We start from the raw sequence: 23,727 nt of genomic DNA, 5'->3' as shown, positions 1-23,727 counted from the left end.
GTTAGCTCTCCTTGTTCTTGCTGGTCTTCTTCGGACGCGGCCAGTCGCGGATGGTGCGGGGCCGGGCGCGCGTGAGCGCCAGGGCACCCGGCTCGACGTCGTCGGACAGGGTGGACCCGGCACCCACAGTGGCATCGTCGCCGATGCGGATGGGCGCCACGAGCGCGGTGTTCGAGCCGATAAAGGCCCGTTCGCCGATCTCGGTGTGGTGCTTGTTGGCCCCGTCATAATTGCACGTGATGGTGCCGGCGCCCAGGTTCGCGCCCGCGCCCACCCGGGCATCACCGACATACGTCAGGTGATTCGCCTTCGCCCCCGGACCCAGGGTGGCGTTCTTCATCTCCACGAAGTTGCCGACCCGCGCGCCCGTGCCGAGAACCGTGCCCGGCCGGAGGCGCGCAAACGGCCCGATCCGGGCATCCGCGTCCACCCGCACCCCCTCGAGGATGCTGTGCGCCGCGATCTGCGTGCCCGACCCGATCTGGCAGTCGCGCAGCACGCAGCCGGGGCCAATGTAGACATCATCCGCCAGCGTGACCGTGCCCTCGATCACGACGTTCACGTCCAGGGTGCAGTCCTGCCCGAAGGTGAGAACGCCTCGGACATCGACACGGTCGGGATCGGCCAGTGCCAGGCCGTCGCGCATCATGTCGGCGGCCTGCGCCTGCTGGTAGAGCCGTTCCTGGACGGCCAGCTGGGCGCGATCGTTCACGCCGAGCACCGCGGCCGGATCCCGACTCTCGGCAACCTTGACCGCGGATCCGTCGGCGCGGGCCGCGGCGACCACGTCGGTCAGGTACCACTCGCGCGCGCCACCCGGTGCCGGCTCGCAGGCAGCCAGCCAACGGCGCAGATCGCCCGCCGGCGCGGCCAGGACCCCGGTATTGATCAGATCCACGGCCCGTTCGTCGATCGACGCCTCCTTGTCCTCGACGATTCGCTCGAGGGCGCCGTCCGGGGCCAGGATCAGGCGCCCGTAGCCCGCGGGATCGGCGACACGCGCGGCGAGCACGGTCACGCCATCGCCCGCCGCGCAGGCCTCGAGGTCGGCGACCGGGATCCGCGGCACATCGCCGTAGGTGACCAGCACGCGCGCTGCATCGGGGACATGTTCCAGCGCGCGAAACACCGCGTGTCCCGTTCCGCGAGGCTCACCCTGATCGATCCAGTCGAGGGGCAGCGTCGATTCCGCGAACGCGGCGCGCACGCGTTCCTGCTGGTGGCTCACCACGAGGTGGCAGGCGGCGGCGTCCAGCGCGGCCGAGCGGTCGAGTACATGGGCAAGGAGGGGCCGGCCGGCGAGGGGCTGCAGGACCTTCGGCTTGCGCGAACGCATGCGCGTGCCCTTGCCGGCGGCCAGTACCACGAGATGGAGGGGTGTCATTTCAGGCATGGCTGCAATGATAAAGGGCCAACCGAGATGGTTGGCCCTTGGGGTAGGTCATCCGTCGCAATTCGCCGGATTATTTCCGGCGCAGCTTCTGGATCATCTGCAGGCGCGCGGCCGCCTCGACCAGTTCCGCCTGAGCCTTGGCGTAGTCGAAGTCGGCCTTGGAATTCTCCAGGGCCTCCTCCGCGCGCTTCTTGGCCTCCAGGGCCTCGGCCTCGTCGAGGTCCTTGGCCCGCACTGCGGTGTCCGCGAGGACGGTTACGTGGTAGGGCTGGACCTCGAGGATGCCGCCGGAGACGAACACCGGCTGCGGCTCGGCGCCTTCCTTTTCCTGGATGCGCAGTTCGCCCGGATTGAGCCGGGCGAGCATCTGGGTATGCCCGGCATATACGCCGACCTCGCCACCTTCGGCGGGCGCGGCGATCATCAGGGCCGTACCGGAGTAGATGGACTCCTCCGCACTGACCACATCCACATGCATATTCATGGGCATAACGCCTTGCTCCTTAGCCGAGCTTCTCGGCCTTCTCGACGGCTTCCTCGATGGTGCCGACCATGTAGAAGGCCTGCTCCGGCAGGTGGTCGTATTCACCGTCGACGATCGCCTTGAACGCACGGATGGTGTCCTTCAGGGACACGTACTTGCCGGGCGCCCCGGTGAAGACCTCGGCCACGAAGAACGGCTGCGACAGGTAGCGCTGGATCTTGCGCGCGCGGGCCACGACCAGCTTGTCGTCTTCCGACAGCTCGTCCATCCCGAGGATCGCGATGATGTCCTTCAGCTCCTTGTAGCGCTGCAGGGTACCCTGCACCGCACGGGCGGTGTCGTAGTGCTCCTGGCCAATGATCTGCGGGTCCAGCTGGCGCGAGGTGGAATCCAGCGGATCCACCGCCGGGTAGATCCCCAGCTCGGCGATCTGGCGCGACAGCACGACCGTCGCATCCAGGTGCGCAAAGGTCGTGGCCGGGGACGGGTCGGTCAAGTCATCCGCCGGCACGTAGACGGCCTGGATGGAAGTGATCGAACCCTTCTTGGTCGAGGTGATACGCTCCTGCAGCACACCCATCTCTTCCGCCAGGGTCGGCTGGTAGCCCACCGCGGACGGCATACGACCCAGCAGCGCGGAGACCTCGGTCCCGGCCAGGGTGTAGCGGTAGATGTTGTCGATGAACATCAGCACGTCGCGGCCTTCGTCACGGAAGAACTCGGCCATGGTCAGACCGGTCAGCGCGACGCGCAGACGGTTGCCCGGCGGCTCGTTCATCTGGCCGTAGACCAGGGCCACCTTGTCGAGGACGTTGGAGTCCTTCATCTCGTGATAGAAGTCGTTCCCTTCACGAGTACGCTCGCCCACGCCGGCAAACACGGAATAACCGGAGTGCTCGATCGCGATGTTGCGGATCAGCTCCATCATGTTGACGGTCTTGCCCACGCCGGCGCCGCCGAACAGGCCGACCTTACCGCCCTTCGCGAAGGGGCACAGCAGATCGATGACCTTGATGCCGGTTTCCAGCAGCTCGGTGGAGCCCGCCTGCTCGTCGAAGGTCGGGGCGGCGCGGTGGATCGACCAGGTCTCCTGGGCCTCCACGTCGCCGGCGTTGTCCACCGGACGACCGAGGACGTCCATCACGCGGCCCAGGGTCCCCTTGCCGACCGGCACGGAGATCGGCTTGCCGGTCGCGGTGACCGGGGTCTGACGCTTCACACCCTCGGTGGTCCCCATGGCGATCGTGCGCACGACACCGTCACCCAGCTGCTGCTGGACTTCCAGGGTCAGGCCGTTTTCCAGGGTCAGGGCGTCGTAGACCTTGGGCACTTCGCCGTGGGGGAACTCCACATCCACGACGGCGCCGATGATTTCGACAATCTTTCCAGAACTCATTTGTTCATCCTCGTAAGTCGTAATTCGTGCCGAGTCGACCGATACGTGACGGCGGGCGCTAGACCGCGGCCGCGCCGCTGACGATCTCGGAGATCTCCTGGGTGATCGCGGCCTGGCGCGCCTTGTTGTAGACGAGCTGCAGGTCCTTGATCATCGTGCCGGCGTTGTCGGAGGCGGACTTCATCGCCACCATGCGCGCGGCCATTTCGCAGGCCACGTTCTCGACCACCGCCTGGTAGATCAGGGACTCGACATAGCGCTCGAGCAGCGTATCCATCACCGGATGCGTGTCGGGCTCGTAGATGTAATCCCAGTGGTGCTTGAGCGATTCGTCCCGGCTCGGCGCCGTCGGCAGCAGCTGGGTCACCTCGGGCTGCTGCGTCATCGTGTTGACGAACTTGTTCTCCAGCAGCACGACGCGGTCCACCTTGCCGTCGCGGAAGTTGTCCAGCACCACCTTGATCGACCCGATCAGGTCGTTGATGTGCGGACGGTCACCGAGATCTTTGGCTTCGGCCACGATGTTGCCGCCAAGGCGCTTGAAGAACTGCAGCGCCTTGTTGCCCACCACGCAGAGATCGACCTCGACACCCTCGTCGCGGTACCGGCGCATCTCGCCGACAGCCTTCTTGAACAGGTTGGTATTCAACCCGCCGCAGAGGCCGCGATCGGTCGACACGATGATCAGCGCCACGCGCTTCACTTCGCGCTCAACCATGAACGGATGCTTGTACTCGGCATTCGCCATGGCGACGTGACCGATCACGTCGTGGATCTTCTGCGCGTAGGGCCGGGACTCTTCCATACGGTCCTGGGCCTTGCGCATCTTGGACGCGGCGACCATCTCCATCGCCTTGGTGATCTTCTGAGTATTCTGGATACTCTTGATCTGCGTCCGAATCTCCTTAGTGCCCGCCATTGCGTGCTCCCGTTACCAGCTGTGCTTGGCCTTGAACTCTTCCAGGGCCTTCTTCAGCTTTTCCTGGATGGAGTCGTTGTAGTCGCCAGTGCTGTTGATTTCGTCCAGGAGCTCCTTCTGCGAGGAACGCGCATAGGCGATCAGTTCCTTTTCGAAGCTCACGACCTTTTCCGCCTCGACGTCGTCGAGGTAGCCCTCGTTCGCGGCATACAGGGAGAAGGCCATCTCGCCAATGGACATCGGCTGGTACTGACCCTGCTTCATCAGCTCGGTCACGCGCTTGCCGCGATCCAGCTGCTTGCGGGTCAGTTCGTCCAGATCGGAGGCAAACTGCGAGAACGCCGCCAGCTCGCGATACTGGGCCAGCGCCAGACGCACGCCACCACCGAGCTTCTTGATGATCTTGGTCTGCGCCGAACCACCCACGCGGGAGACCGACAGACCGGCGTTGATCGCCGGACGGATACCCGAGTTGAACAGGTCGGTCTCGAGGAAGATCTGGCCGTCGGTGATCGAGATCACGTTGGTCGGCACGAACGCGGACACGTCGCCGGCCTGGGTCTCGATGATCGGCAGCGCGGTCAGGGAACCGGTCTGGCCCTTCACTTCGCCGTTGGTGTGCTGTTCCACGTACTCGGCGTTCACGCGGGAGGCCCGCTCCAGCAGACGCGAATGCAGGTAGAAGACGTCGCCCGGATAGGCTTCGCGGCCCGGCGGGCGGCGCAGCAGCAGGGAGACCTGACGGTAGGCCCAGGCCTGCTTGGTCAGGTCGTCGTAGACGATCAGGGCGTCTTCGCCACGGTCGCGGAAGTACTCGCCCATCGCGCAGCCGGCATACGGGGCGATGAACTGCATCGCGGCCGACTCGGAGGCGTTGGCGGCGACGATGATGGTGTTCTCCATCGCGCCGGCCTCTTCCAGCTTGGCCACCACGGACGCAACCGACGAGGCCTTCTGGCCCACGGCGACGTAGATGCACTTAACGCCGGAGTCCTTCTGGTTGATGATCGCGTCGATCGCCACGGCGGTCTTGCCGGTCTGACGGTCGCCGATGATCAGCTCGCGCTGGCCGCGGCCGACCGGAACCATGGCGTCGATCGCCTTGATGCCGGACTGCAGCGGCTGGTCGACGGACTGGCGTTCGATAACGCCCGGGGCGATCTTTTCGATCGGGCTGGTCACGTCGGTGTTCACCGGGCCCTTGCCGTCGATCGGGCGACCCAGGGAGTCCACCACGCGACCGAGCAGGGCCTCGCCCACCGGGACCTCGAGGATGCGGCCGGTGCACTTCACCGTGTCGCCTTCCTTGATGTGCTTGTAGTCACCCAGGATCACGACGCCGACGGAGTCGCGCTCGAGGTTGAGCGCCATGCCGAAGGTGTCCTCGGGGAACTCGAGCATCTCGCCCTGCATGACGTCACCCAGGCCGTGCACACGCGCGATACCGTCGGTCAGGCTGACCACGGTGCCCTCGTTGGAGGCCTCGGAGGAGGCATCGAATTTCTCGATGCGCTGTTTGATCAGATCACTGATCTCGGAGGGATTCAGTTGCATGTTAAATATCCTCTTAGCGACTCAAATTGGCAGCCAGGCGGTTCAGCTGGCCTCGCACGGAGCCGTCGATTACCAGGTCGCCGGCGCGGATGATGGCGCCCCCCAGCAGGGAGCTGTCGACTGAGCATTCGAGATCGACTTCGCAGCCCAGGCCCTTGACCAGGGCGTCGTGGATCTCTTTCTCCTGCGCCTGCGTGAGCTTGCGGAAGGCGGTGACATCGGCGTGCACGCGCTGTTCCGCGGCGGCCTTGAGTTCCTCGAAGGCGTCACGGACGGCGGGCAGGGCCGGCAGGCGGCCGTTCTCCGCCAGCAGGCGCACCAGATTGCCGGCCTCGGCACCGACCTTGTCACCGGCCACGTCCAGCACCAGCTGGGCGCGATCGGCACGCGGGAGCCGCGGGTTGGAGAGGAGACTGTGCATCTGCGAGTCGCTGGCGATCGCCGCCAGCAACTCGAGCTGCTCGGCCCAGCCGGCGAGATCCTTGGCCTCGCGGGCCCGCTCGAATGCCGCGCGGGCGTAGGGTCGGGCGACCGAAATCAGGTCTGACATAACGTCTCCTTAGAGCTTGGCCGCGAGCTTCTTGAGCAGATCGCCGTGGGCCTTGGCGTCAATCTCCTTGGCCAGGATCTGCTCGGCGCCGGCAACCGCCAGTTCGGAGACCTGCTTGCGCAGCTCTTCCTTCGCGCGATTGAGCTCCTGCTCGATTTCGGATTGCGCCGCTTCCTTGATGCGGTCGCCTTCCTCGCGGGCCGTGGTCTTGCTCTCCTCGACCAGATCGTTGGCACGCTTCTGGGCGGAGGCGACGATCTCGTTGGCCTGCTGCTTGGCTTCCTTGATCACCTCGGTCGCACGCTCCTGGGCGAGCTCCTGCTCTTTCTCGCCGCGCTCCGCTGCGGCGAGACCGTCGGCAATCTTCTTGCGACGCTCTTCCAGGGCGTTGGACATGGGCGGCCAGACGTAGCGCATCGTGAACCACACGAAGACGCTGAACGCGAGCAGCTGGCCGATGATGGTCAGATTGATATTCATCCTGCTACCTCGGGTTGACGAGTGTGAGGGATCCTCGGGACTCGGTCAGCCTCTTAGCCCAGGGCGAACAGAACGTACAGGCCGATACCCACACCGATCATCGGCACGGCGTCGGTCAGACCCATGACGATGAAGAACTGGGTACGCAGCATCGGGATCAGTTCCGGCTGACGCGCGGCGCCTTCCAGGAAGCGACCACCCAGGGTGCCCACGCCGATCGCGGCGCCGACAGCGGCCAGACCCAGGAGCAGAGAGCCAGCCAGAACGATCAGAGCGTTTGCCATTTCCATTTTTGTATCTCCAGTCGAGTGTTGAAACAGTCAGTTGAGTAGGAAGATCGGAATCAGTGGTCTTCGCTGTACGCCATGTCCAGATAGACGACGGTCAGCACCATGAAGATGAAGGCCTGCAGCGGCACCACGAGGATGTGGAAGATCGCCCAGCCGACATGCAGCACGCCGCCGGCCAGACCCAGGATCAGGCCCGCGGAGTACATCACGCCGATCAGGATGAAGATCATCTCCGCGGCGTAGAGGTTGCCGAACAGTCGCAGGGCGAGCGAGGCCGGCTTGGCCAGCAGGTTGATGAACTCCAGGACGAAGTTGATCGTCCAGAAGATCGGCTTCAGGAACACGATGTTGGTCTGGAACGGGATACCCGTGAGCTCCTTGATGAAGCCGACCGGGCCCTTGATCTTCAGCGAGTAGTAGATGATCAGGATAAACACGCCCAGCGCGAGGCCGGCGGTCACGTTGATATCCGTGGTGGGCACGATCTTGAAGTACGGGATGCCCAGCAGATAGGCGATGTGCGGCAGCAGATCCACCGGCACCAGGTCCATCAGGTTGAGCAGGAAGATCCAGACAAAGATGGTCAGCGCGAGCGGCGCGACCATGTCGTTCTTGTGCTTGAAGGAACCACGGACGTTGTCGTTGACGAAGTCCATGGTCATTTCGACGAAGTTCTGCCAGCCGCCCGGGACGCCGGCGGTGACCTTCTTGGCCGCGGCGCGGAACGTCAGGATAAACAGCAGACCCAGACCGATCGACCAGAGCATGGAGTCGACATGGACCGCCCAGAAGCCCATCTCGGCGGCTTCGGTGCTGGTCGAGGCGAAGCTCAGTCCGTTCTCGGGGTGGAGCCCGAAGGTGAGGTTCGTGAGATGGTGAGCAATGTGCTCTTCCATCGTGGGCAGTTCGCTTTCTGAAGCCATGCAGTTATCTCGTCATTGCTTGATCAGAAACCCGGTGCAGCCACCACAGGGGGGCCAGGTGCACCAGGAGGAAGATGCCGAACAGGGCCGGTAGGTCCGGCTCGTCCAGGTAAGCGAACGCCACCCCGAATGCCACCGCGATGATTGCCAGTCGTCCCAGCTGTGCGCCCATCATGCGGGCGGTCAGCGAGCCCACCTGATCGGCTCGATAGGGCCGAAACACGACGACCGCGGCCACGGCGTTGCCGAGGGTCGCGGTCATGCCGCCCACCGCGGCCGAGATCGCCACGATCGGGGGGAACAGGGCCAGAAGCAGGCCCGACAGAATCAGCGTTAAGGCGAGCTGCAGACCCAGCGATTGTAAGGCGTGTCTGAAGCGTCGCGGTGTCATTCAGCGGATGGGCACACCCACCCCTCTCCCAAAAAGTGGGCGTAGTATAAGAGCGCCCTTCTATTAGGTCAAACCGTTATGGGGCTGTAAGCAGGGGTTTGGGCCCGGTGCGGGCGGGGCGCGCGGACGGCGTGGCCGGGAGGATTGGCGCGGGGAGTCCGCGGCCTCTACTGGATGTGTTCGAGGATCCCGTCGAGCTCATCGAGGCTGTTGTACTCGATGACCAGGCGACCCTTGCCCTGGCGGTTGTATCGCACCTGGACCGGGGCACCCAGCTGGTCGGACAGGCGGCTTTCCAGTTGCCGGACTTCGGGCGAGGGTCCGGTGTCCTTCTTCGGCTCCGGGGTGGCGGCCAGGACCTTCTTCACCAATTGTTCGGTCGCGCGTACGGAAAGGCCGCGCTTGACCACGGTGGCGGCAACCCCCGGCTGATCGTCGAGGGGAACAGCGAGCAGGCAGCGCGCATGGCCCATCTCCAGGCGGCCCTCGTTGACGTGTTCCTTCACGCTGTCGTGGAGTTCCAGCAGGCGCAGCAGGTTGGTCACCGAGGTGCGCGAACGGCCCACGGCATCGGCCGCGGCCTGGTGGGTCATCTCGAACTCCCCGATCAGGCGCCGGATCGCCTGTGCCTCCTCCAGCGGGTTCAGGTCCTCGCGCTGGATGTTCTCGATCAGCGCCATCGCCGCGGCGGCCTGATCGGGGATATCCCGGACCACCGCCGGGACGGTCTCGAGGCCGGCGATCTGGGCCGCGCGCCAGCGGCGCTCCCCGGCGATCAGCTCGTAGCCATCATCCAGGCGGCGGACAACGACGGGCTGCACGATCCCCTGGGCACGAATGGAGTCCGCGAGTTCCGCCAGGGCGGCCTCGGCCATATGCACGCGCGGCTGGTATTTTCCACGCCGGATCTGCTCGATCGGGAGTTGATCCAGGCTGTCGGCTTCGTCGCCGCCGGCCTGGGCGCCGGAAAGGAGGGCATCGAGGCCGCGGCCCAGTCCACGTTTCGCCATGGTCGATCGTTCCTGCAGACAGTCGGTTGGGGGACGGGCGGCGTCAGCGCCGCAACATCTCGCCGGCCAGGGCCAGGTAGGCCACCGCGCCACGCGAGGAGGCATCATACAACAAGGCCGGCTGGCCAAAACTGGGGGCCTCGGCCAGGCGGATGTTGCGCGGGATCACGGTGCGGAACACACGGTCGCCGAAATGGCCGGTCAATTGTTCGGAGACGTCGCCGGACAGACGGTTTCGCGGGTCGAACATGGTGCGCAGCAACCCGGAGATGCGCAGCTTCGGGTTCGGCCCGCGCTGGATGCTCTCGATGGTGCGCATCAGGGCGGTCAGGCCCTCGAGGGCGTAGTACTCGCACTGCATCGGGATCACGACGCCGTCGGCGGCGACCAGGCCATTGACGGTAAGGAGGTTCAGCGACGGCGGGCAGTCGACCAGGATGTGATCGTAGTTCGCCGCGGCCGCGCCCAGCGCATCCTGCAGGCGGTACTCGCGGCGATCGGCCTCCATCAGCCGGACCTCGGCCACGGTCAAGTCGCCGTTCGACGGGACCAGGTCGTAGCCGGCCTCGACCCGGTGGGCAGCCTCGGCGACCGTGGCCTGGCCCAGAAGCACCTCGCAGGAGGTGGGGTCGTCGGCATGCTTGTCCACGCCGGAGCCGGTGGTGGCATTGCCCTGGGGATCCATGTCCACCACGAGTACGCGCTTGCCCAGGCGCGCCAGCGATGCGGCCAGGTTGACGCAGGTGGTGGTCTTGCCGACCCCGCCCTTCTGATTGGTGATCGCCAGTGTATCGGTCACGGCTCAGACTCTCTCGATAATGGCAACGTGGCGCTCGGCCACCTCGCCGGGAATGGTAACCGGATCCACCCGGCGGTACGCCCAGGGCGCCGGCAGGGGGTCATCGACCACCCGCCGCTGTCCGAGCATGGCCAGTACCCGGCCCCCGGGCGCCACGGTGTGTGCGACCCGCGCGAGCATCTCGGCCGGGGCCTTGAACGCCCGCGACAGCACGGTGGTATACGGCGCCTCGGGGTGGAAGTCCTCGATGCGCGCGTGGATCGCCTCGGCGTTCGCCAGACCGGTCAGGCCGATCACGTTACGCAGGAAGCGGATGCGTTTGGCCGCGCTGTCCAGCAGACAGAAGTCGCGCTCGCGTTCGGTCGCGGCCAGGATGAACCCCGGGAGCCCGGCCCCGGTGCCCACGTCGAGCACGCGCTCGCCCTGAAGATACGGGCGCAGGGTCAGGCTGTCGAGTACGTGACGTGGAATCAGCAAGGCGGGATCGCGCACCGCGGTGAGGTTGTGCACCCGGTTCCAGCGCTGGAGCTCGGCGAGGTACGTCGCCAGCACCTCGCGGGCGCGGGCATCCAGGTCCCAGGCATCGGCACAGGACGCGAGCCGCGCCCCCCAGTCCTCACTCGCCACTGGCGCGCTGCTCCAAGGACACACTGATCCATGTACACCCTCGCGCTCGAGTCGCTTTTGCGTGCCAACAAGGCGCGGTGACCGCCGTGCAGTCATTCTGCACAAGGGAGCCGCAACGCCGTGCGCGCGCCCGTTTCTGATACCAACGGGCGGCCGAGCCCCTTCGGGGTTGGCACCCCAGGTTCCCCGATCCTGCGTTGCACCGCTTGCGGGTAGAACCACTACCCGCTGCGCGCCGCGCCTGGTCTCGGAAAACCTGGGGTACCAACGCGAGGGTGTACATGGATCAGTGTGTCCTTAGGTGTACGGCCAGGGCCGACAGCGCGGCCGGGGTCACGCCGGGAATGCGCTGGGCCTGGGCCAGGGTATGCGGACGGAATTCGGCCAGCTTCTGGCGGATCTCGTTGGACAGACCATGGACCCGGTCGTAGTCGAGTCCGTCCGGCAGCGCGGTCTGTTCCGCCCTGGCCTGGCGATCGATCTCGGCCTGCTGGCGCTCGATGTACCCGGCGTATTTGGCCTGGATCTCGGCCTGTTCGCGCACGTCCGGTGCGCAGCCCGCATCCAGTTCCGGGAGGGCCTGCATCAGGGCGTCATAGTCGGCCTCCGGCCGGCGCAGCAGGTCGAGCAGCGTGGCATCCGGGTCCGGGGCCTTGCCGAGGAGCTCGACCAGGGCCGGGCGGCTGCGCTGATCGCGGTCCGGTCGCGTCTGTGCCAACCGGCTCATCTCCGACTCGATCGCGGCGGCGCGGCGCTCGAACCGGGCCCAGCGGGCATCGTCGACCAGGCCGTATTCACGGCCGACCGGGGTCAGACGCAGATCCGCATTGTCCTCGCGCAGCAGCAGCCGGTATTCGGCGCGCGAGGTGAACATCCGATAGGGCTCCTGCGTGCCGCGGGTGACCAGGTCGTCGATCAGCACGCCGATATAGGCCTCGGAACGCTGCGGGATCCAGGGTTCGGCGTCCCGGGTCAGGCGGGCGGCATTGAGCCCGGCGACCAGGCCCTGGGCGGCGGCCTCTTCGTATCCGGTGGTGCCGTTGATCTGCCCGGCGAAGAACAGATTGGCTACCTCGCGCGTGGCCAGCGACGGGCGCAGGCCGCGCGGGTCGAAGTAGTCGTACTCGATCGCGTAGCCCGGACGGGTAATGCGGGCGTGCTCGAAGCCCTCAATGCTCTGCACCAGCGGCACCTGGATCGCATAGGGCAGGGAGGTGGAGATCCCGTTCGGGTAGAGCTCGTGCGTGGTCAGCCCTTCCGGTTCGACGAAGACCTGGTGGCTGGTCTTGTCGGCAAAGCGCACCACCTTGTCCTCGATCGAGGGGCAGTAGCGCGGTCCGGTGCTGTCGATCTGGCCGGAATACATCGGGGCCTGATCGAGGTTGGCGCGGATCAGGTCGTGGGTCTTCTCGCTGGTGCGCGCGATATGACAGGGGCGCTGGGCCGGGTGGTCGTCGGCCGAGCCGGTGAACGAGAACACCGGGCGCGGGTCATCGCCCGGCTGCACCTCGAGGCGCGCGAAGTCGACGCTGCGCCCGTCGATGCGCGGCGGGGTGCCGGTCTTCAGGCGCCCGACCGCAAAGGCCATCTCGCGCAGGCGCGCGGCCAGGCGCACGCTCGGCGGATCGCCCGCGCGACCGCCCGGCTGCCGGGTCAGCCCGGTGTGCATCTGGCCGTTGAGGAAGGTCCCCACCGTCAGCACGACGGCACGGGCCTGGAACGCAGTCCCCGCCTCGGTGACCACGCCGGTCGCACGATCGCCCTCCATGGTGATGTCGGCCACCGGCTGCTGGAAGATCTCCAGATTCGGCTCGGCCTCCACGAACTGGCGAATGGCCTGGCGGTAGAGCTGCCGGTCGGACTGGGCGCGGGTCGCGCGCACCGCCGGGCCCTTGCGCCGGTTGAGGATGCGGAAGTGGATGCCGGCGGCATCCGCCGCACGTGCCATCACGCCCCCCAGGGCATCGATCTCCTTCACCAGGTGGCCCTTGCCGATGCCGCCGATCGCCGGATTGCAGCTCATCTGGCCGATGGTCTCGATGTTGTGGGTCAGCAGCAGCGTGCGCGCACCCGCGCGCGCCGCGGCCAGTGCGGCCTCGGTGCCGGCGTGTCCGCCACCAATCACGATGACATCGAATGTTTCTGCCATGACCTCTGCAAGCCCGGCCGGTGGTCGGCCCGAAAACGTAAAATCAGCAGTTTAGCAGGAGTGGCGGCGGCGTCGAAGCGGCCGCATGGGGATCCATGTTTCCCTGCGCCATCACTTGCCGATGCAGAACCCGGCGAAGATCTCGCCGAGCAGGGCCTCGTGGTCCTGGCGACCCAGCAGGGTATCCAGCGCGGCCTCGGCCAGGCGCAGCTCTTCGGCAATCACATCCGGCGGGGCCTGCGCGTCGATCGCGGCCAGGTGGTGGGCGGCCGAACGCAGACCATCGAGATGGCGCGCGCGCACGCTGAATCGCTGCTGCCCGCCCTCGCCGGCACCCAGGCGCTCGACGATCGCCTGCTTCAGTGCTTCGATGCCCGCACCCGTGCGCGCGGAGATGGCGATCCCCTCGCCTGGAAGGGAATCCTTTGCAACGCAGTCCTGCTTGTTCCAGACCGTAAGACGCGGGATCTCGGGCGCGGCCTCCAGATCGGGGACGGCCTCCGGCCGGGTCAGGTCCCGCAGCTCCACGATCAGATCGGCCCCGGTCGCGGCCTCGCGGGCGCGCTCCATGCCGATGCGCTCCACCGGGTCGTCGCTGGCATGCAGCCCTGCGGTATCGATCAGCTCGACCGGGATGCCGTGGATGGCGATGGGCGAGCGCAGCACATCGCGCGTAGTCCCGGGGCGATCGGTGACGATCGCCACCTCACTCTCGGCCAGGCGGTTCATCAGGCTGGACTTGCCGACATTCGGGGCCCCCACCAGGGCCAGACGCAGGCCCTGGGCGAAGTACCGGGCCGGGCGCAGGCGCTCCAGCAACGCGACGATGGTGGCGTGCAGTTCCTCCGCCCGCCGGGCGATGTCCGGGGCCGCCTCGGATTCAAGATCGGTCTCGCCGAAGTCGATCTCGGCCTCGATGACCACGCGCATGTCGCGGATCGCGCGGGAGACCGGCTCCAGCTCCGCGGCCAGCGCACCATCGAGGCTGGAGCGGGCCAGGCGCGCGGCCTCGGCCGTCTGGGCATGGATCAGGTCGGCGACGGCCTCCGCCTGCGCGAGGTCGAGGCGGCCGTTCAGAAAGGCCTGTTCGGTGAATTCGCCCGGCCGCGCGCGGCGGGCCCCGAGATCGACCGACGCCGCGACCAGCGCCTCCAGCAGCACCGGGCTGCCGTGCCCCTGCAGCTCGACCACGTCCTCGCCGGTGAAGGAATGGGGGGCGGGGAAATAGAGGATCAGGCCATCGTCGATGGCCTCGGCACTGGCCGGATCGATGAGGCGGCCGTAGTGGGCATGGCGCGGTCGCAGGCGGTCGCGCCCGGTCAGGCGCCGTGCGATCTCCACCGCCTCGGCGCCCGACAGGCGCACGACGCCTATTCCGCCGACCCCCGGCGGGGTGGCGACCGCGACGATAGTGTCCGTCACGGTCACGCGGCGCCTACTCCTTCTTCTTTTCCGGGTCCTGTCCAGCCTCGATCTTGCGCGTGATGTACCACTGCTGGGCGATGGAGAACAGGTTGTTGGTGAACCAGTACAGGACCAGACCTGCCGGGAAGAAGGCGAAGAACACGGTGAACACGAACGGCAGCGCCATGAAGATCTTCTGCTGCACCGGATCCATCGGCGGCGGGTTCAGCTTGTACTGCACGAACATGGACACGCCCATCAGGATCGGCAGGATGAAGTACGGATCGCGTGAGGACAGATCCTGGATCCACAGCCACCACGGGGCCTGACGCAGTTCCACACTCTCCAGCAGCACCCAGTACAGGGCGATGAATACCGGGATCTGCACCAGGATCGGGAGACAGCCACCCAGCGGGTTGATCTTCTCCTTTTTGTACAGGTCCATCAGCGCCTGGTTCATGCGCTGCTTGTCGTCCTTGTAGCGCTCCTTCAGGGCCTGCAGCTTGGGCGCGACCTTGCGCATGCGCGCCATCGAGCGGTAGCTGGTCGCGGACAGCTTGAAGAACGCCAGCTTGATCAGGATCGTCAGGATGACGATCGCCCAGCCCCAGTTGCCGACCACCGCATGGATCTTGTCCAGCAGCCAGAAAAGGGGCTTGGACAGGAAGGTGAAGATGCCGTAGTCGACGGTCAGCTCCAGACCCTGTGCGATCTGGGAAAGCTCGTCCTGCAGCTTCGGGCCCACCCACAGGCGCGTGGAAAATGCGCCGCTGGAGCCGGCCGGGATCTGGATCGATTCGGAGTGGAGGCCGATCAGGTACTCGTCACCCACCTCGCCCGGCACCGCGCGGGCATAGAGCGCATTGACCTCGTCCTCGCCCGGGACCCAGGCGGACACAAAGTAGTGCTGGATCATCGCGACCCAGCCACCCTGGATGCGCGCCTGAATGGGGTCGTCGCGCAGCGACTCGAAGCGTTCGCGCTCGTAGCTCCCATCGAAATAGGCGGCACCGGTGAAGGTGTAAAGCCACCAGGACTCGCGGTCGGGCGTGGGGCCGTGACGCAGCTGACGGTACTGGCGACCGCTCCAGGTGGAATCCGAGCGGTTGTGGACCTCGTAGTCCACCTCGATCAGATGCGAGCCGCGGGTGAAGGTATAGGTCTTGATGACCTCGATCTCACCATCCTCGGAGGTCCAGCGCAGCGGGACCTCGAGGGTGTCCTGGCCCTCGGCCAGATCGAAGCGGTCCTGGTCGACCTGGAAATTGGCGTGATGCGACGGGGCGCGACCCTCCATGGAACGGTCGTTGACCCGATCATGGGTCAGGCCGCTCTGGGCAACATAGCCCCGGACCCGATGGTCGAACAGGCGCACAGGGACCAGCGGATCGTCCTGCAGGTCCCGCGGGTACTGCAGCAGGTCCGCCCGCAGGAGCGTACCGCCACGGGTATCGATCAGGATCTCGTGGGTGTCGGTGCGCACCGTGATCTGGCGGCGGTCCGGCTCCTGCAGCGTACTGACCTGCGGCGCATCGTCCGCGCGCGGCTGGTCCTCCGACTCGAACTGCGGCGCGTCCGGCACATCCTCCGGCCGCGCGTCCGGATCCTCCTCGGCCTGCTCGGCGGTACGATCGGGCTGGGAGGGAGTGCCGTAATCCTGATTCCAGGCCTGCCACATCAGGAACAGGACAAAGGCCAGGGTTAGCCACAGGAGGGGACGAAGGTTATCCATGAGCGCGACTACTTTGAGGGTCGTGTGCTGGGAGAATCGGAACGCGGTGCCGGAACCGGATCATAACCGCCCGGGGACCAGGGGTGGCAGCGCAGGATGCGCCGCAGACCCAGCCAGAAGCCCCGCAGGACCCCGTGGGTCTCGACCGCCTCGACGGTATACGCCGAGCAGGTCGGGTAGTGACGGCAATGCGGGGCCATGAACGGCGAGATCCCGTACTGGTAGGCCCGCACGGGCAGCAGGGCAATCTTGCGGGGCAGGCTCATTGCAGACGTTCCAGCAGGCTGTCGATTTCGGCGCGCAGCGCGCGCCGGTCGGCGCTCGCCGCGCCACCCCGCGCCAGCACGATCATGTCGACCGGCGGCAGCTGGGCGCGGCGCACGCGGAACGCCTCGCGCACGATGCGCTTGATCCGGTTGCGGTCCGTGGCATGGCGCACATGCCGCTTGCCGATAGCCAGGCCCAGACGCGCCTCGCCGGTCTCCGAACGTCGATAGAGCAAGGTCAGGTCGCGACCGCGCTGACGCCGGGCATCCTCGAATACACGCTGGTAATCCGCGCCCGTCAGCAAACGGACGCGGCGCGGAAAGGTCTGGATGGCTGGCGCCGCGGTCACGGGAGCCGGCGCGCCGCCCGGTCTACGGGCAGAGGCGCTTGCGGCCCTTGGCGCGACGGGCGTTCAGGACCTTGCGGCCACCACGGGTGGCCATGCGGGCCCGGAAGCCGTGCGTGCGGGCGCGGACGAGCCGGCTGGGTTGGAAAGTGCGCTTCATGTCGGTTCCCGGTGACGCTTGGTTAAAGGGCGGTGAAAACTATCGCCATCCGGGGACAAAGTCAATCTCGGGGTCGGCAAGCCGCTGGCACCGCGGGGGCCCATCGGCGTAGACTCGGGGACTTCCATTCCCCGCCGCCCCGGAGACAAACGCGTGTCAGCCAATGCCCTGTGGACAGCCTGTCTGGACCGCCTGCAGGGGAAGGTCAGCGAGCAACAACTCAACACCTGGCTAAGGCCACTGCATGCCGAAGAATCGGAGGGCTCGCTGCGCCTGCTGGCGCCGAACCAGTTCGTATTCGAGCACGTGCGCGACCACCTCCTGGCGTCGATCGAGGAAACAGTGGGCGAGCTGCAGCCCGCGAACGACCATTCGGGTCGGCGTGTGCGGCTTGGCATCGGCGGTGCGGAGCTGCCGACGGCCCCGGTCCCCGATCCCCACGAGTCCCAGCGCGAGCGCGCCGCGGCGGAAAAGGCGAGCCCGCCACCCCGTCCCCAGGGCCCGGTCAGCAACCTGAACCCCGCGTTCACGTTCGACACCTTTGTCGAGGGGAAGTCCAATCAACTGGCGCGGGCCGCGAGTCTGCAGGTCGCAGAGAATCCCGGGGTGGCCTACAACCCGCTGTTCATCTATGGCGGGGTGGGGCTCGGCAAGACCCATCTGATGCACGCGATCGGGCACAGCATCCTGGCGCGGCATCCGGAGGGGCGGATCATCTACCTGCACTCCGAACGTTTTGTGGCGGACATGATCAAGGCGCTGCAGCACAACGCGATCGACGAGTTCAAGCAGCACTACCGCTCCGCGGACGCACTGCTGATCGATGACATCCAGTTCTTCGCCGGCAAGGAGCGTTCGCAGGAAGAGTTCTTCCACACCTTCAACGCCCTTCTGGAAGGCCAGCAGCAGATCATCCTGACGTCGGATCGGTATCCGAAGGAGGTCGAGGGGCTCGAGGAGCGCCTGAAGTCGCGCTTTGGCTGGGGCCTGACGATTGCGATCGAACCGCCCGAACTGGAGACGCGCGTCGCGATCCTGCAGCGCAAGGCCGAACAGGCCGGGATCGAGCTTCCCACCGAGGTGGCCTTCTTCATGGGCAAGCGCATCCGGTCCAACATCCGCGAACTGGAAGGCTCCCTGCGTCGGGTGATCGCCAACGCCCATTTCACTGGCAAGCCGATCACGCTGGATTTCGCGAAGGATGCGCTGCGCGATCTGCTGGCTGTCCAGAACAAGTTGATTACGCTGGAGAATATCCAGAAGACCGTGGCGGATTACTATCGCGTGAAGGTCGCGGATCTGCTCTCCACCCGACGCAGCCGATCCATCGCCCGGCCGCGTCAGATCGCGATGGCACTGGCCAAGGAACTGACCCAGCACAGCCTCCCGGAGATCGGCCAGGCCTTCGGCGGGCGTGACCACACCACCGTGATCCATGCCTGCCGGAAGGTGGCGGAATTGCGCGAGGCGGATGCGAGCCTGGACGAGGATTACTCCAATCTGTTGCGGACATTGAGCAGTTGAACGCGGGGCATTCCGGTGGGCCGAAACCTGTGGATAACCTGGGTGCAACACCGGTATGGATGCGGGGAAAAATCGAGGGGGCAAACTGTCCACAGGTTGGCAACAGGCTTCACAGAGGTAGCAGAACCCCAAGGGACAGAATTAAGTTTCTGATAAAAAAGAAGTTATAGGGTTTTCTTCACAGGGAAGTCGGCCCCTTATTATCACTAGATGAATATCTAAACAGACTAGATACAGGACATCGCCATGGAACTGTCTTTCAATCGCGAGACGATGACCGAAGCGCTGCAACGGATTGTGGGCGCGGCCGAGAAACGATTGACGATGCCCATCCTGGGGAACGTGCGACTGCGCCCGGACGACAACGGCTCGATCCGGATGGACACGACCGATCTGGAGCTGGCCTGGCAGGCCGGCGCCGCGGGTTCGATTCCCGGGGAATGCGATGTGACCGTCTCGGTCCGCAAGCTGCTCGACGTGGTGAAGGCGGCACCGGCGGACAGCGAGATTCGTGCGAAAGTCGAGGGCGAGCGGATGACGGTCGGGTTCGGTGGCTCGCGCTTCAGTCTGGCGACGCTCCCGGGGGCGGATTTCCCGGACTGGGAGGCGCGAGGGGCCGAGGTCGTGCTGGATGTTCCGCAGAACCGACTGCGTCGGTTGCTGGAGGCTACGATGTTCTCCATGGCCCAGCAGGACGTGCGCTACTACCTGCAGGGGCTCCTGCTGGTGGCCAGTGGCAACAGCCTGCGTGCGGTAGCCACGGATGGTCATCGGCTGGCGCTGGCCGAGGTGGAGCTGGAGCAGCCGGTGGAGGAGCGAATCGAACGTATCGTGCCGCGAAAGGCCGTCGCCGAGCTGCGGCGCAACCTGGCCGATGACGACACGTCGGTGCGCATCGGCTTCGGGGAAGACCAGGTGGTGTTCGAGCTCGGCAGCGCGGTGTTGCGCAGCAAGGTGATCGAAGGACGGTTCCCGGACTACGAACGGGTGATCCCGGCGGACCTTCCGGCCACCCTGCGGGTGGACCGCGAGATCCTGAAGCAGGCACTGGGGCGCGTCGCGATCGTCGCGAGCGACAAGTATCGGGGTGTGCGGATGGTGCTGGGCGAGAGCGGGTGTCAGGTCATGACCCATAACGCCGATCGTGAAGAGGCCCAGGAGTCGGTGGAGGCGGAATACGACGGGGGCCCGATGGAGATCGGGTTCAACCTGGGCTACCTCGCGGATGTGCTGAATGTGCTGGAGACCGACCAGGTGCGGATCGGGCTGCGGGACGGCAACTCGTCCATCCTGATCCAGGCGGAACCGCCGGGCGGGGCACGCTACGTCGTCATGCCGATGCGGCTCTAGGGAAACACCGATCCATGTATACGCTCGCGTTGGTATCCTGGGTTTTCCGAGACCGGACGCGTCGTGCATCGGGTAGTTCTACCCGCCCGTTTCTGATGGATTCGGGGCGCAACGCAGGATCGGGGAACAGGGGGCGCCAACCTCGCAACCGAATCAACGAAGGGGCTCGGCCGCTCGTTTTTAATGACAACGGGCGCGCGCACGGCGTTGCGGCTCACCTGTAGCAGAATGACTGCACGGCCGTCGCAGCGCATTAAACGCCCGCAAAAGCGACTCGAGCGCGAGCGTGTCGATGAATTCGTGTTTCCGTAGGCTGGAGGTTGTGTGCTGGAGTCGCTCTGGTGGCAGGGGGTGCGGAATCTCGAGGAGCAGACGCTGGCACTGGGGCCGGGGATCAATCGCCTGATTGGCCCGAATGGCGCGGGAAAGACTTCGGTGCTTGAGGCCGTCCACATCCTCGCGGCGGGGCGTTCGTTCCGGACGCAGCAATTGCGGCGGGTATTGCGTACGGGCGGCGAGTCGCTGTGGGTTGGCGGAGAGGTCCGCGACGGGCGTGGCGGGGCGCACCGCCTGGGCGTCGTCTGGGATGGGACGCGGCGATCCCGCCTGGATGGTCGCTGGATGGAGGGCCATGCGACGGTGGCCGAATGGCTGCCGGTGCGCACCCTGCATGCCGGTTCGTTCGAATTGCTGACCGGGGGGCCGGAGGAGCGGCGTCGTCTGCTGGACTGGGGCTGTTTTCATTCAATCCCGGGATACCGTGAGAACTGGCAACGCTGGAAACGCGCCCACGATCAGCGCAATGCGGCCCTCCGCACCGGCGACCGGGCCGCCGCCCGGGAGTTTGAACGCCCGTGGGTGGAATTCGGGGTGGCGATCAGCGAGGCGCGGGCGCGGTACGTCGGGGCTTGGGAAGGGTGCACCGCAGAGGCAGCGGAACGATTCGGGTTTGGCGACCGGCTGGGCGACCTGGGCTTGCGGGTTCGCATGGGGTGGGATCGGGACCGCAGTCTTGGGGAGGCCCTGGAGCGTAGCCGGGGCAGCGACGAGGAGCGCGGGTTCGCGCAGGTCGGGCCACAACGGGCGGATATCGACCTCCGGCTAGCGGGGCGGGCGGCAGCCGAGGCCTCCCGGGGGGAGCAAAAGCGGGTCGTGACAGCGCTGGTTGGGGGGCAGGCCCGAATGCTGGAACGCGAGTGCGGTCGGGCACCCGTGGTGCTGCTGGACGATGTCGTCTCCGAACTGGACCGGGAGGCGGTGGAGGGGCTGATGGCCGGACTGAGGGAGTCCGGTTGGCAGATCCTGGTGACGGCCGTGGAGGATGCGGTGCCGGGGCTGGTCGGAGCGGACGCGGGCGAATTGTTCCACGTGAAACATGGCCGCGTGACACCGGCCAACCCCGCCTGATCGCTCTTTCTTTCCCGAATCCCGCCTGCCCCGACGCTCCTGTAGCCTCTCGAAGCCCGCCCACCGGTTGCCCCCGTCTTTGCGCTATACTGGCGTGTCTGCAACTCGCCGGATGACCACCTGCATGTCCGATATCGAATCCCAAGATCCCTCCGCCTACGATTCTTCCCAGATCCGTGTCCTCAAGGGTCTCGATGCCGTGCGCAAGAGACCCGGGATGTATATCGGCGACACCGATGACGGGACGGGCCTGCACCACATGGTCTTCGAGGTCGTCGATAACTCCATCGACGAGGCCCTGGCCGGTTACTGCGACAGCATCGAAGTCACGATCCACGAGGACAACGCGGTCTCCGTCAGCGACAACGGCCGTGGTATCCCGGTGGATATCCACGAGGAAGAAGGCACGTCGGCGGCCGAGGTTATCCTCACTGTCCTGCACGCCGGCGGGAAGTTCGACAACAACTCGTACAAGGTCTCCGGCGGGCTCCACGGCGTGGGTGTCTCGGTCGTGAACGCCCTGTCGGAAGAGCTGCGCCTCGAGATCCATCGCGACGGCAAGCGCCACGAACAGACGTATCACCTCGGGGTTCCCGCCGCACCGCTGGCCGAGGCCGGCACGACCGACCGTCACGGCACCCGCGTGTGGTTCCGACCCAGCCCCGAGATCTTTACCGATATCAACTTTCACTACGAGGTGCTGGCCAAGCGTCTGCGCGAACTGTCGTTCCTGAACTCCGGGGTCCGCATCACCTTGCGCGACCATCGCGACAACCGCGAGGAGACGTTCGTCTTCGAGGGCGGGATTCGGGCCTTCGTCGAGCATCTCAACCAGAAGAAGACCGCGTTGCATCCCACCGTGGTCTATGCCGACCAGATGCGGGATGACTATGCGGTCGAGGTGGCGCTGCAGTGGAATGACTCCTACCAGGAGAATATCTTCTGCTATACCAACAACATCCCGCAGCGCGATGGTGGCTCCCACATGGCGGGCTTCCGCGCGGCGCTGACGCGAACCATCAACCAGTACCTGGAGACCGAAGGCCTCATCAAGAAGGCTAAGGTGGCCACGGCGGGCGACGACATGCGCGAGGGCCTCACGGCCGTGCTGTCGGTGAAGGTGCCTGATCCGAAGTTCTCCTCCCAGACCAAGGACAAGCTGGTCTCCTCGGAGGTCAAGCCGATTGTGGAGAGTGTGCTGTCGGACGCCCTCAACAACTTCCTGCTGGAGAATCCGCAGGAGGCCAAGGCGATTACGGAGAAGGTCCTGGACGCCGCGCGTGCTCGCGAGGCCGCCCGCAAGGCCCGCGAGGTGACCCGCCGCAAGGGGGCCCTGGATATCGCCGGGCTCCCCGGCAAGCTGGCCGACTGCCAGGAGAAGGATCCGGCGCAGTCCGAGCTCTACCTGGTGGAGGGCGACTCCGCGGGCGGATCGGCCAAGCAGGGGCGGGACCGTCATTTCCAGGCCATTCTGCCGCTGAAGGGCAAGATCCTGAATGTCGAACGGGCGCGTTTTGACCGCATGCTCGGCTCGGCCGAGGTCGGGACCCTGATTACCGCTTTGGGCTGCGGTATCGGCAAGGAAGAGTACGACCCGGACAAGCTGCGCTACCACCGCATCATCATCATGACGGATGCCGACGTGGACGGTTCCCATATCCGAACCCTTCTGCTCACGTTCTTCTTCCGCCAGATGCCGGAGCTGATCGAACGAGGCCATGTCTATATCGCTCAGCCACCGCTGTACAAGATCAAGCGTGGCAAGCGCGAACAATACGTGCGCGACGAGGCCGAGATGGGCGAGATCGTGATCTCTCTGGCCCTGGATGGTGCCGCGCTCTATCCCAGCCCGGATGCCCCGCCCATTACCGGCGAGGCCTTCGAGGATCTGGTGAAGGGCTACCAGAAAGCCGCCCGCGCGGTCGAGCGCCTGGGCCGCATGTACGACCCGCGCATCCTCTGGGCGATGCTCGAGGCCGACGCCATACCGGAGCCGCGTAGCGTCACCAATCCGGAGGTGCAGGCCTGGTTCGGCCGCATCCTCGAGGGGCTCTCCAGCGACAAGGCCGGCGCGACGCGCTACAGCCTGGGGGCGGTGACCGACCGCGACGGCCATGCCCAACTGAGCCTGGACCGGATCGAGCACGGCGCGGCCCTGTCCCAGTACATCAACGACGATACGCTCGCCTCGCGTGATTTCCAGGCTGTGCTGGACCTTTCCGCCCGACTCAATGCGTTGCTGGACGAAGGCGCCTACATGAAGCGTGGCGAGCGGGTCCACCTGATCGAGGGATTCTCGGAAGCCATGGAATGGCTCCTGCACGAAGGCCGCCGCGGCCTGGCCACCCAGCGATACAAGGGTCTGGGCGAGATGAACCCGGACCAGCTGTGGGAAACCACCATGAACCCCGAGTCCCGCCGCCTCCTGCAGGTGCGCGTGGAGGACGCGATCCGGGCCGACGAGATCTTCACCACCCTGATGGGGGACCAGGTCGAACCCCGACGCGACTTCATCGAGACACGGGCGCTGAGCGCGGAGAACGTCGATATCTGACGGGCCCCGCCTCGCCCC

At 66.1% G+C, this 23,727-nt stretch carries 23 protein-coding genes; 4 read left to right on the top strand and 19 right to left on the bottom strand.

Going from position 1 to position 23,727, the window contains the following annotated elements; translation table 11 throughout:
* Position 1: 1 nt before the first annotated feature.
* The 19 genes from glmU to rpmH form a co-directional block, all read right to left on the bottom strand.
* Positions 2-1,384 (bottom strand): bifunctional UDP-N-acetylglucosamine diphosphorylase/glucosamine-1-phosphate N-acetyltransferase GlmU, encoded by a 1,383-nt coding sequence (gene glmU, locus H609_RS0107615; RefSeq protein ID WP_081659433.1) that lies wholly within the window; start codon positions 1,382-1,384, stop codon positions 2-4.
* Between the two features lie 79 nt (positions 1,385-1,463).
* The gene (locus tag H609_RS0107610) at positions 1,464-1,883 is read right to left on the bottom strand and encodes a F0F1 ATP synthase subunit epsilon (protein ID WP_018867623.1); all 420 of its coding nucleotides are present in this window, start codon (positions 1,881-1,883) and stop codon (positions 1,464-1,466) included.
* A 13-nt stretch (positions 1,884-1,896) separates the two neighbouring features.
* Positions 1,897-3,273, bottom strand: coding sequence for a F0F1 ATP synthase subunit beta (gene atpD, locus H609_RS0107605; RefSeq protein WP_018867622.1), 1,377 nt, complete (start codon positions 3,271-3,273; stop codon positions 1,897-1,899).
* 58 nt (positions 3,274-3,331) lie between these two features.
* The gene (gene atpG, locus H609_RS0107600; RefSeq protein ID WP_018867621.1) at positions 3,332-4,192 is read right to left on the bottom strand and encodes a F0F1 ATP synthase subunit gamma; all 861 of its coding nucleotides are present in this window, start codon (positions 4,190-4,192) and stop codon (positions 3,332-3,334) included.
* 12 nt (positions 4,193-4,204) lie between these two features.
* The gene (atpA, locus tag H609_RS0107595; RefSeq protein WP_018880950.1) at positions 4,205-5,746 is read right to left on the bottom strand and encodes a F0F1 ATP synthase subunit alpha; all 1,542 of its coding nucleotides are present in this window, start codon (positions 5,744-5,746) and stop codon (positions 4,205-4,207) included.
* Positions 5,747-5,759: 13 nt separating this feature from the next.
* On the bottom strand, positions 5,760-6,296 hold the full coding sequence (locus tag H609_RS0107590; protein ID WP_018867619.1) for a F0F1 ATP synthase subunit delta: 537 nt from the start codon (positions 6,294-6,296) through the stop codon (positions 5,760-5,762).
* A gap of 9 nt (positions 6,297-6,305) precedes the next feature.
* Positions 6,306-6,776, bottom strand: a complete 471-nt coding sequence (locus H609_RS0107585) for a F0F1 ATP synthase subunit B (protein WP_018867618.1) — start codon at positions 6,774-6,776, stop codon at positions 6,306-6,308.
* A gap of 53 nt (positions 6,777-6,829) precedes the next feature.
* Positions 6,830-7,066: a F0F1 ATP synthase subunit C gene (gene atpE / locus H609_RS0107580; RefSeq protein ID WP_012983953.1), complete on the bottom strand. Its 237-nt coding sequence runs from the start codon at positions 7,064-7,066 to the stop codon at positions 6,830-6,832.
* Positions 7,067-7,119: 53 nt separating this feature from the next.
* Complete coding sequence (gene atpB / locus H609_RS0107575; protein WP_028484682.1) at positions 7,120-7,962, bottom strand: F0F1 ATP synthase subunit A; 843 nt, start codon at positions 7,960-7,962, stop codon at positions 7,120-7,122.
* Between the two features lie 31 nt (positions 7,963-7,993).
* A complete protein-coding gene (locus H609_RS0107570) occupies positions 7,994-8,380 on the bottom strand; it encodes an ATP synthase subunit I (protein ID WP_018867616.1) in 387 nt (128 codons plus the stop codon).
* A gap of 167 nt (positions 8,381-8,547) precedes the next feature.
* The gene (locus tag H609_RS0107565; protein ID WP_028484681.1) at positions 8,548-9,390 is read right to left on the bottom strand and encodes a ParB/RepB/Spo0J family partition protein; all 843 of its coding nucleotides are present in this window, start codon (positions 9,388-9,390) and stop codon (positions 8,548-8,550) included.
* 43 nt (positions 9,391-9,433) lie between these two features.
* Positions 9,434-10,189, bottom strand: a complete 756-nt coding sequence (locus H609_RS0107560) for a ParA family protein (RefSeq protein WP_018867614.1) — start codon at positions 10,187-10,189, stop codon at positions 9,434-9,436.
* Positions 10,190-10,192: 3 nt separating this feature from the next.
* Positions 10,193-10,816, bottom strand: coding sequence for a 16S rRNA (guanine(527)-N(7))-methyltransferase RsmG (rsmG, locus tag H609_RS0107555; RefSeq protein WP_028484680.1), 624 nt, complete (start codon positions 10,814-10,816; stop codon positions 10,193-10,195).
* A gap of 286 nt (positions 10,817-11,102) precedes the next feature.
* On the bottom strand, positions 11,103-12,965 hold the full coding sequence (gene mnmG, locus H609_RS0107550) for a tRNA uridine-5-carboxymethylaminomethyl(34) synthesis enzyme MnmG (RefSeq protein WP_018876788.1): 1,863 nt from the start codon (positions 12,963-12,965) through the stop codon (positions 11,103-11,105).
* Positions 12,966-13,076: 111 nt separating this feature from the next.
* Entirely contained in the window at positions 13,077-14,393 is a 1,317-nt protein-coding gene (gene mnmE / locus H609_RS0107545; protein WP_028484679.1) for a tRNA uridine-5-carboxymethylaminomethyl(34) synthesis GTPase MnmE, read from the bottom strand.
* 7 nt (positions 14,394-14,400) lie between these two features.
* Positions 14,401-16,101: a membrane protein insertase YidC gene (yidC, locus tag H609_RS0107540; protein WP_038036172.1), complete on the bottom strand. Its 1,701-nt coding sequence runs from the start codon at positions 16,099-16,101 to the stop codon at positions 14,401-14,403.
* A gap of 8 nt (positions 16,102-16,109) precedes the next feature.
* Positions 16,110-16,367 carry a membrane protein insertion efficiency factor YidD gene (gene yidD / locus H609_RS0107535; RefSeq protein WP_017943060.1) on the bottom strand — a complete coding sequence of 86 codons (258 nt, stop codon included), beginning with the start codon at positions 16,365-16,367 and terminating at the stop codon, positions 16,110-16,112.
* Positions 16,364-16,717 (bottom strand): ribonuclease P protein component, encoded by a 354-nt coding sequence (gene rnpA, locus H609_RS0107530; RefSeq protein ID WP_028484677.1) that lies wholly within the window; start codon positions 16,715-16,717, stop codon positions 16,364-16,366. The genes yidD and rnpA overlap by 4 nt, the downstream gene beginning before the upstream one ends.
* Before the next feature lie 22 nt (positions 16,718-16,739).
* A complete protein-coding gene (gene rpmH / locus H609_RS0107525; RefSeq protein WP_018141118.1) occupies positions 16,740-16,874 on the bottom strand; it encodes a 50S ribosomal protein L34 in 135 nt (44 codons plus the stop codon).
* A 153-nt stretch (positions 16,875-17,027) separates the two neighbouring features.
* Between rpmH and dnaA the strand changes: the two genes are divergently transcribed.
* The 4 genes from dnaA (at position 17,028) to gyrB (ending at position 23,709) form a co-directional block, all read left to right on the top strand.
* Complete coding sequence (gene dnaA, locus H609_RS0107520) at positions 17,028-18,398, top strand: chromosomal replication initiator protein DnaA (protein ID WP_018867608.1); 1,371 nt, start codon at positions 17,028-17,030, stop codon at positions 18,396-18,398.
* 246 nt (positions 18,399-18,644) lie between these two features.
* Entirely contained in the window at positions 18,645-19,748 is a 1,104-nt protein-coding gene (gene dnaN, locus H609_RS0107515) for a DNA polymerase III subunit beta (protein ID WP_028484676.1), read from the top strand.
* A 324-nt stretch (positions 19,749-20,072) separates the two neighbouring features.
* Entirely contained in the window at positions 20,073-21,155 is a 1,083-nt protein-coding gene (locus H609_RS0107510) for a DNA replication/repair protein RecF (RefSeq protein ID WP_028484675.1), read from the top strand.
* A 124-nt stretch (positions 21,156-21,279) separates the two neighbouring features.
* Positions 21,280-23,709, top strand: a complete 2,430-nt coding sequence (gene gyrB / locus H609_RS0107505; protein ID WP_018880943.1) for a DNA topoisomerase (ATP-hydrolyzing) subunit B — start codon at positions 21,280-21,282, stop codon at positions 23,707-23,709.
* Positions 23,710-23,727 lie beyond the last annotated feature (18 nt).

The organism is Thioalkalivibrio sp. ALE17, from assembly GCF_000425605.1.
Taxonomy (GTDB): Bacteria; Pseudomonadota; Gammaproteobacteria; order Ectothiorhodospirales; family Ectothiorhodospiraceae; genus Thioalkalivibrio.
The sequence above is the reverse complement of the archived record's forward strand: the minus strand, read 5'-3'. Positions and strand labels throughout refer to the sequence as shown.